Origin of the sequence: Amycolatopsis tucumanensis, from assembly GCF_021654135.1 — a bacterium.
GTDB classification, from domain to species: domain Bacteria; phylum Actinomycetota; class Actinomycetes; order Mycobacteriales; family Pseudonocardiaceae; genus Amycolatopsis_E; species Amycolatopsis_E tucumanensis.
Genome location: NZ_JAKGSD010000080.1, coordinates 22,315 through 29,563, shown reverse-complemented (window position 1 = coordinate 29,563; position 7,249 = coordinate 22,315). Strand labels below are relative to the sequence as shown.

Here is a 7,249-nt window from a genome sequence, read left to right as displayed (position 1 = left end):
GACGGCCACACCCCAGCCAGCCGCGGAACCAACCTCACCAAACAACACACCTAGAGCCTGCCCTCGAAGCCGGATGAGCAGCGCAGCCAGGTCGATCATGCTCCGGCGGGAGCCGTCCGTGGCCGTCGCAGGCCAGGTGGATCTTGACGGTGGGTCCGCCGCGGGACCCGTCTTCCACGGCCCATATCGCTCCGGCAAGTCTCGCCACGCCGGTCATGACCTTGAACAACATCCCGTTGATCACCCGGCGGTCATCGCCCCGCGGGCGTCCCTTCGTCCCCGACACCGGCGCCAACGGCTCGATCACCTGCCACTGCTCATCAAGTCGAATCACCGACTCCTCGGCTGACCGGTCACTCCCGTTCCTCCGGATCGCCGGATTAGTGAGCGTTGCTAACAGCTCTTAAACAGAGCTACCTTGGGCGACGTGCGGGAACTGGCCGAGAACCTGATGACCACGACGGCCGCGCTGCGACGGGTCGTCCGCAGGCGCGTGCGGGACACCCTGCCGCACGCGCCGCTGCGCCCGGCGCAGGTCGAGCTGCTCCGCGTGGTCCACGAGCACCCCGGCATCGGCGTCGCCGCGGCTGCTCGTGCTCTGCACCTCGCCGGGAACTCCGTCAGCACGCTCGTCAACCAGCTCGTCGACGCCGGGCTGCTGGACCGCCACGTCGACCCGGACGACCGCCGGGCCGCACGGCTCGAACTCACCGCCGCGGCGCGGGCCCGGCTGGCCAACTGGCGCCGCACCCGCACCGGCTTCGTCGCCGACGCGATCGCGACCCTGCCCGCCAAAGACCGGGACGCGATCGAGGCCGCCCTGCCCGCTCTCGGCCGGCTGATCGCCGCGATCCAGGAGGAGAGATGACCACACCCGCGGTGCGCTGCGCCGGGCTCCGGCACGCCTTCGGCGACACGGTCGCCGTCGACGGCGTAGACCTGGAGATCCCGGCGGGCCGGATCTTCGGACTGCTCGGACCCAACGGCGCGGGCAAGACCACCACCATCCGCATGATCACCACCCTGCTGCCCGCGAAAGCCGGCGCGGTCGAGGTGTTCGGGCTCGACGCCGCGCGCCGCAAGATGCGCGTGCGGCGGCTCATCGGCTATGTGCCGCAACAACTTTCCGCCGACGGCGCGCTCAGCGGGCGGGAGAACGTCGCGTTGTTCGCCCGCCTCTTCGACGTGCCACGCCGCGAACGGGCCGAGCAGGTCGACAACGCACTGGGCGCCGTCGGCCTGCGCAGCGACGCCGACCGCCCGGCCTCGACCTACTCCGGCGGCATGATCCGCCGCCTCGAACTCGCGCAGGCGCTGGTCAGCGCGCCCCGGCTGCTGATACTCGACGAGCCGACCATCGGGCTCGACCCGGTGGCCCGCTCCAGCGTCTGGGAACGCATCGAGCAGGTCCGCGCCGACACCGGCATGACGGTGCTCGTGACCACGCACTACATGGACGAGGCCGAGCAGCACTGCGAACGGGTCGCGCTCATGCACCGCGGCAAGATCCGCGCTTTGGGCAGCCCGGCGGAACTGCGGGCCGAACTCGGACCCGGGTCCACTTTGGACGACGTATTCCGCGCGGTCACCGGTGACGCGTTCGACGACGCAGACAAGGGAGGGATCCGCGATGTCCGTGCCGCTCGCCGCACCGCCCGCCGCCTCGGCTGATCCGGGCGCCGTCCGCCGCCTGCTGTCCAGGGTCGGCACGATGTGCCTGGTCGAACTGCAGAAGCTGCGCCGCGACCGCGCCGAACTTCTCACCCGCGCGATCCAGCCCGCGCTGTGGCTGCTGATCTTCGGCGAGACCTTCACTCGCCTGCGCGCGATCCCCACCGGGAGCACGCCCTACCTGGACTTCCTCGCCCCGGGGATCCTCGCGCAGTCCGCGTTGTTCATCGCGATCTTCTACGGCATCCAGATCATCTGGGAACGCGACGCCGGCGTGCTGGGCAAGCTGCTCGTCACGCCTACGCCGCGCGCGGCACTGGTCACCGGCAAGGCTTTCGCGGCCGGGGTGCGGGCCCTCGCGCAGGCCGTGATCGTGCTGGTCCTCGCCGCGGTACTGGGCGTCGGCCTGACCACGAACCCGCTGAAACTGGCCGGCGCGGCGCTCGCCGTGGTGCTCGGATCGGCGTTCTTCTGCTGCCTGTCGATCGTGATCGCCGGGCTCGTGTTGTCCCGCGAACGGCTGATGGGCATCGGGCAGGCGATCACGATGCCGTTGTTCTTCGGGTCGAACGCGCTCTACCCGGTGGATCTGATGCCCGGTTGGCTGCGCGTGCTCAGCCACGTCAATCCGCTCAGTTACGAAGTGGACGCCCTGCGGGGACTGCTGATCGGCACCGCGGACCACGTATGGGTGGATTTCGGGGTGCTCGCCTGCTCCGCCGTCATCGCCATCGCCGTCGCATCCGCCCTGCTCGGGCGGCTCGTGCGGTGAGTTTGCCCGATTCCACCCCCGGGTAACCCGTTGGGCACATCACGCAATCGTGGTGACCGTCGGATTAAGGGGACAGGCGACATGTCTCGTTCGGAACACGCCCGCGTCCGGGTGGCCGGCTTCCAGCCGGTCCAGGTGCTCGCCGCGCTCGTCGGTCTGGTCTACCTCGCGATCGGCATCGTCGGGTTCGTGCGCACCGGGTTCGGTGACTTCACCGGCAACACGGACCACATGCTGATGGGCTTCATGATCAACCCGCTGCACAACCTGGTGCACGTGGTGGTCGGCGTGCTCGGCCTGCTGTTCGCCGCGACATCGGCCTCGGCCCGCACCTACGGCTGGGTCCTGTTCATCGGGTTCGGCCTGGTGACGATCTGGGGCCTGATGATCACCGGGGTCATCTCGGCCAACCCGGTGTCCGGTCTCGGCAACCCGCTCAACCTCAACACCGCCGACAACTGGCTGCACGGGGCGACCGCGGTGCTCGGCCTGATCATGGCCGTGATGCCGGCGCGCAAGAAGGTGCACGTCGAGTCCACCGACACCGCCACCACCACGCAGCAGCCGGTGGTGACCGGTGACAACGTGCCGGGCAACGCGGACGTCCCGACCCGCCCGGTGCCGCAGCAGACCGCGGCCCAGACGGGACCGCAGACCGGCCACCACCGCCCGTCGCGCTGGCGGATGCACCGGTCGGGCCGCGCCGCCCACTGACGGTCGGGCAGACTGCCCGGCGTGAGCGGAACGGTGCTGGTGCTCGGCGGGCGCAGTGAGATCGGGCTCGCCGTGGCACGGAAACTCGTGGACGGCGGCCGGAAGTTCGTGCTGGCGGCCCGGCGCAGCGGCGACCTCGACTCCGAGGAAACGTCGCTGCGCCGGGCCGGCGCTTCGGAGGTGGCCCGCGTCGAGTTCGACGCGGACGACGTGGCCCGGCACCGCGAGGTGCTCGACGGCATCGTCGCCGAGCACGGTCCACTCGAGACGGTCGTGGTGTCGTTCGGGATCCTGGGCGACCAGGAGCGGGCCGAACGGGACGCGGCGCACGCGATGGCCGTGATCCACACGGACTACGTGGCGCACGTGAGCATCCTGACGGAGCTGGCGAACCTGCTGCGCGCGCAGGGCGGCGGGCAGCTGGTGGTGTTCTCCTCGGTCGCCGGGGTCCGGGTGCGGCGGGCGAACTACGTGTACGGCTCGGCGAAGGCCGGGCTGGACGGCTTCGCGAGCGGCCTGGCCGACGCCCTGCACGGCAGCGGCGTGCGGCTGCTGCTGGTGCGCCCGGGTTTCGTCGTCGGGCGCATGACCGAGGGCATGTCGCCCGCCCCGTTCTCCAGCACGCCGGAACAGGTCGCGACGGCGACGGTCCGCGCGCTGCGGCGGGGACGGGGCGAGGTGTGGGTGCCGCCGGTGCTGCGGCCGGTGTTCTTCCTGATGCGGCTGCTGCCGCGGGCGATCTGGCGGCGGATGCCCCGCTGAAACGACCGAAGGCCACTCCCGCCGGGAGTGGCCTTCGCCGTGGTCAGGGGTGGTCAGCCGCCGAGGAGACCGCCGACGAGGCCACCGAGGAGACCGCCGACCAGGCCGTCGTTCTTCTTGGTGGTCGGCTGGGTCGTGCCGGGCGAGCTGCTCGGCTGCTGGGAGGTCGGCTCGGTCGTGGTCTCCGGCGGCGTGGTCGTCTCCGGTGACGTGGTCTCGGCGCTGCCGGAGCCGGTCGTCGTGCTGACGGCGGGCGCCGGGGCGGCCTGCGAGGTGGTCGGCGCCGCCGTGGTGCCACCGGCCGTCGACTGGCTGGTGCGCGCCTGGCTGCTCGCGCTGCTGGTCCCGTTCTGCGCCGCCGGCGTCTGGGCCTGCGACGACGCGCTGCCGGACGGCGGCAGCTCGGCGCTGGTCGAGGTCGGCGTGCTGCTGGCGAGCAGTTGCTGCTGCGGGGCGGCGATCGTGCTGGTCGGCGTGTGACCGGTGCTCGTGTCCGGGCCGCCACCCGCGCCGCCCGGCGCCGCGGCGTCGTGCAGCTGCCCGGTGGTCAGCGTGCTGACCGCGACCCCGGCCAGCGCCGCCACACCGGCGGCGAGGGCGCCGATGCGGCCTGCCTTGCGCTTGTCCCACCGGCTGCCCGGCTCACTCTCCCGGCGCAGGATGCTGGCCGCCGGGATGCGCACGGTGGGCGCGTCGGCCATCTCCGGGGTGATGCCGGAGTCGTCGACGGGCACCTTCGGCAGCTTGACCGCGGTGAACTCCTGCGTGACGCCTTCCCTGCGCAGCAACTCCGCGACGCTGATCTGCCGCGTCGTGGCACTCGGTCGAGTGTCTTTGTCGTCGCTCGTCACGCTGAACCTCTCCAAATCCGCTTACTGCCCGCGACATGATTACTGTTGTTATCAGTTCGTTGCCTCAGGTCGTGATCGAGGTCACAGCCATTGGGCCAAATGTCGTACGCACCGTGACGAGCCGATGGCTGAGGCGACCCGATACTGTGAGCCGCATCGCGCAGTTCCGGAGGTGACAGCGTGGCTGGCCGCAACCCCTTGTCGTGGGTGAGCAGCGTGGCGGACTGGTTCGAGCAACGCGGCGTCTACGTGCCGGGCGAGGACAACCACACGGTGGACCCGTGGCGCGACTTCGGCTGGTTGATCGTCGCCTGGCTGGTCGGCTGCGGCACCTTCATCCTCTTCCTCGCGATGGCCGTGTGACCCCATCGGGGTGAGCGCGATCACGGCTGGTGGCCCGCCGATCACGGATCGGCCACAGCCCGACACCAGGTCCGCGTCAACCCCGCGCCGTGACTCGCACCCGCCCGCGACTAGGGACAGAGTGGAGCGCGCCCGGCGGAAATACCTACCCCGAACGGACCAGCCGGCCGGGCAGCCGAAGATGTGAGGAAGTGGCCCCTGTGCGCACCCCGAGGCACGCGATGGCCGCCCTCGTCCTGGTGGCGGTGACCGCTTGCGGTGCGCCGGCGCAGGTCGAGGGCGGGTCGACGAGCACCGGTGGTGATGTCGCGATCCAGCAGGCGGTCCCCGCGCTGCGCACCCTGGACTTCGGCGGCCAGTACCGGTTCGACGACGGGGTCGCGGTGTCGGTGTCCGCGCCGAAACCGTTCAAGCCCAGCAACAGCGCCTATCCGCGCAGCGACCGGGCGGTCGCGTTCGAGATCATCATCCGCAACGAGGGTGACCAGCCGTACCGGCTGTCCGGGCTGAGCGTGTCGGCGACCGTCGGGGACGTCGCGTCGAAGCAGGTCGTGGACTCCACGCAGGGCTACAGCGGCATCGTCGACGCGGGCAAGGACGTGCAGCCCGGGCGCGACGTGCGCCTGAACCTGGCCTTCACCGCGCCGCCGGAGCCGGCCGAGATGCGGCTGACGCTGCGCCCGACGGCGACCAGCCCGGTCATCGCCGTGTACTGCGGGCCGGCCTGACCCTCCCCCGGATACGCTCGGGGCATGACTGACCCGCAGCGGCTCACCGCCGGCGACAAGGCCCCCGACTTCACCCTTCCCGACAGCACGGGCAAGCAGGTCTCGCTGTCGGACTTCCGGGGCAGGCACGTCGTCGTCTACTTCTACCCGGCCGCGGGCACGCCGGGGTGCACCAAGCAGGCCTGCGACTTCCGGGACAACCTCGGCGAACTCGACGGCGCCGGCTACCAGGTGCTCGGTGTCTCGCCGGACAAGCCGGAGAAGCTCGCGAAGTTCGCCGAGGCGGAGCAGCTGACGTTCCCGCTGCTGTCCGATCCGGACAAGACGGTCCTCACCGAGTGGGGCGCGTTCGGCGAGAAGAAGAACTACGGGCGCATCGTGCAGGGCGTGATCCGGTCGACGTTCGTGATCGACCCCGAGGGCACGATCGTGAAGGCGATGTACAACGTCCGGGCGACCGGTCACGTCGCGAAGCTGTTGAAGGACCTCAAGATCTCGGCTTGACCCCGCTTCCGGCGTGGGCGAAGTGCCGCCCGCGCCGGAACCGCGCTCACATCACCCGGCGGTAGGCCTCGACCAGCTGCTCCTCCGCGTCGTCGAGGTACGCGGCCAGCTGCCGCTCCGCCGTGAGGCCGTCGCCGGTGCGCAGCGTCTCCAGGATCTCCCGGTTGCGCTCCAGGTACGGCTCGTGGAACGGCTGCGGGTCGGCCATCACGTGGAACACCAGCCGCAGCTCGGCGAGCAGCCCGCGGACCAGCTCGTCGACCCGCGGGCTGCCGGCGAGCGTGATCAGCGCCTGGTGGAAGTGGATGTTCGCGGTGCCCAGCTCGCGCCAGGCCTGACGCTTCTTCGCGTCCTCGCCGTCCGCGACGGCGGCCTCCACGGCCTGCAGCTTGTCGCCCGGCGGGCTGGTGATCTCCCGCAGCACGGCGCACTGCACGAGCTTGCGCACCTTGTACAGGTCGATGACGTCCTCGACCGACAGCCGCCGCACGAAGACGCCCCGGTTCAGCTCGTGCACCAGCAGCTTCTCGTGGGTGAGCAGCCGGAACGCCTCACGCAGGGTGTTCCGGGAGACGCCGAGCGCCCCGCCGATCGCCTCCTCGGAGAGCCGGCTGCCGGGCTCGAAGAAGCCCTCCGTGATGCGCCCCCGCAGGATGTCCGCCAGCCGTTCGGCCGTGCTGGTGCGGCCCAGCAGCAGGCGGTCGGCTTCGAGCCCGGTGCTGAGGATCGAGCCCATGGACTCGGCGTCGGTGGTCACGCTGGGCCTCCGGTTCATCAGGGGTCGGACCGTGTAACGGAAACTTAACCAGTCCATCGAAGGACGGTCCAACCTGCGACTTGTTCTACGAAAAGTCTATCCAGACGCTTCGAAGCGGTGTCCATGT

10 protein-coding genes and 1 pseudogene are annotated in these 7,249 nt (G+C 70.7%); 8 read left to right on the top strand and 3 right to left on the bottom strand.

From position 1 onward, the window contains the following. Positions 1-168: 168 nt before the first annotated feature. A pseudogene (locus L2C96_RS41275) lies at positions 169-334 on the bottom strand (transposase); the annotation flags it as partial. A gap of 93 nt (positions 335-427) precedes the next feature. Here L2C96_RS41275 and L2C96_RS41270 point away from each other — a divergent pair. From L2C96_RS41270 to dprE2, 5 genes are all read left to right on the top strand, one after another. Continuing rightward, complete coding sequence (locus L2C96_RS41270; RefSeq protein WP_425550250.1) at positions 428-868, top strand: MarR family winged helix-turn-helix transcriptional regulator; 441 nt, start codon at positions 428-430, stop codon at positions 866-868. Then, entirely contained in the window at positions 865-1,671 is an 807-nt protein-coding gene (locus L2C96_RS41265) for an ABC transporter ATP-binding protein (protein WP_237339963.1), read from the top strand. The genes L2C96_RS41270 and L2C96_RS41265 overlap by 4 nt, the downstream gene beginning before the upstream one ends. Next, a complete protein-coding gene (locus L2C96_RS41260) occupies positions 1,631-2,443 on the top strand; it encodes an ABC transporter permease (protein WP_237339962.1) in 813 nt (270 codons plus the stop codon). Before L2C96_RS41265 ends, L2C96_RS41260 begins: the two co-directional genes overlap by 41 nt. Positions 2,444-2,524: 81 nt before the next feature. Continuing rightward, positions 2,525-3,157, top strand: coding sequence for a DUF4383 domain-containing protein (locus L2C96_RS41255; protein WP_027936527.1), 633 nt, complete (start codon positions 2,525-2,527; stop codon positions 3,155-3,157). Positions 3,158-3,178: 21 nt separating this feature from the next. Next, on the top strand, positions 3,179-3,919 hold the full coding sequence (gene dprE2, locus L2C96_RS41250) for a decaprenylphospho-beta-D-erythro-pentofuranosid-2-ulose 2-reductase (protein WP_237339961.1): 741 nt from the start codon (positions 3,179-3,181) through the stop codon (positions 3,917-3,919). Between the two features lie 53 nt (positions 3,920-3,972). On the opposite strand, the gene L2C96_RS41245 is transcribed toward dprE2, so the two are convergent. Further along, a complete protein-coding gene (locus L2C96_RS41245) occupies positions 3,973-4,770 on the bottom strand; it encodes a hypothetical protein (protein WP_237339960.1) in 798 nt (265 codons plus the stop codon). 180 nt (positions 4,771-4,950) lie between these two features. Here L2C96_RS41245 and L2C96_RS41240 point away from each other — a divergent pair, with 180 nt between their 5' ends. The 3 genes from L2C96_RS41240 (at position 4,951) to bcp (ending at position 6,365) form a co-directional block, all read left to right on the top strand. Next, the gene (locus L2C96_RS41240; protein ID WP_017987385.1) at positions 4,951-5,133 is read left to right on the top strand and encodes a hypothetical protein; all 183 of its coding nucleotides are present in this window, start codon (positions 4,951-4,953) and stop codon (positions 5,131-5,133) included. A 200-nt stretch (positions 5,134-5,333) separates the two neighbouring features. Then, entirely contained in the window at positions 5,334-5,861 is a 528-nt protein-coding gene (locus L2C96_RS41235) for a hypothetical protein (RefSeq protein WP_237339959.1), read from the top strand. Between the two features lie 24 nt (positions 5,862-5,885). After that, entirely contained in the window at positions 5,886-6,365 is a 480-nt protein-coding gene (gene bcp, locus L2C96_RS41230) for a thioredoxin-dependent thiol peroxidase (protein WP_020422451.1), read from the top strand. A 46-nt stretch (positions 6,366-6,411) separates the two neighbouring features. Here bcp and L2C96_RS41225 read toward each other — a convergent pair whose 3' ends face one another. Then, positions 6,412-7,101, bottom strand: coding sequence for a GntR family transcriptional regulator (locus L2C96_RS41225; protein WP_027931978.1), 690 nt, complete (start codon positions 7,099-7,101; stop codon positions 6,412-6,414). Positions 7,102-7,249: the final 148 nt, after the last annotated feature.

What these genes read in the sequence shown, in the direction of transcription:
- L2C96_RS41265 (WP_237339963.1), top strand. Translation starts at nt 865, where the DNA reads ATGACCACACCCGCGGTGCGCTGCGCCGGGCTCCGGCACGCCTTCGGC.
- L2C96_RS41260 (WP_237339962.1), top strand. Translation starts at nt 1,631, where the DNA reads ATGTCCGTGCCGCTCGCCGCACCGCCCGCCGCCTCGGCTGATCCGGGC.
- L2C96_RS41255 (WP_027936527.1), top strand. Translation starts at nt 2,525, where the DNA reads ATGTCTCGTTCGGAACACGCCCGCGTCCGGGTGGCCGGCTTCCAGCCG.
- bcp (WP_020422451.1), top strand. Translation starts at nt 5,886, where the DNA reads ATGACTGACCCGCAGCGGCTCACCGCCGGCGACAAGGCCCCCGACTTC.
- L2C96_RS41225 (WP_027931978.1), bottom strand. Translation starts at nt 7,101, where the DNA reads ATGGGCTCGATCCTCAGCACCGGGCTCGAAGCCGACCGCCTGCTGCTG.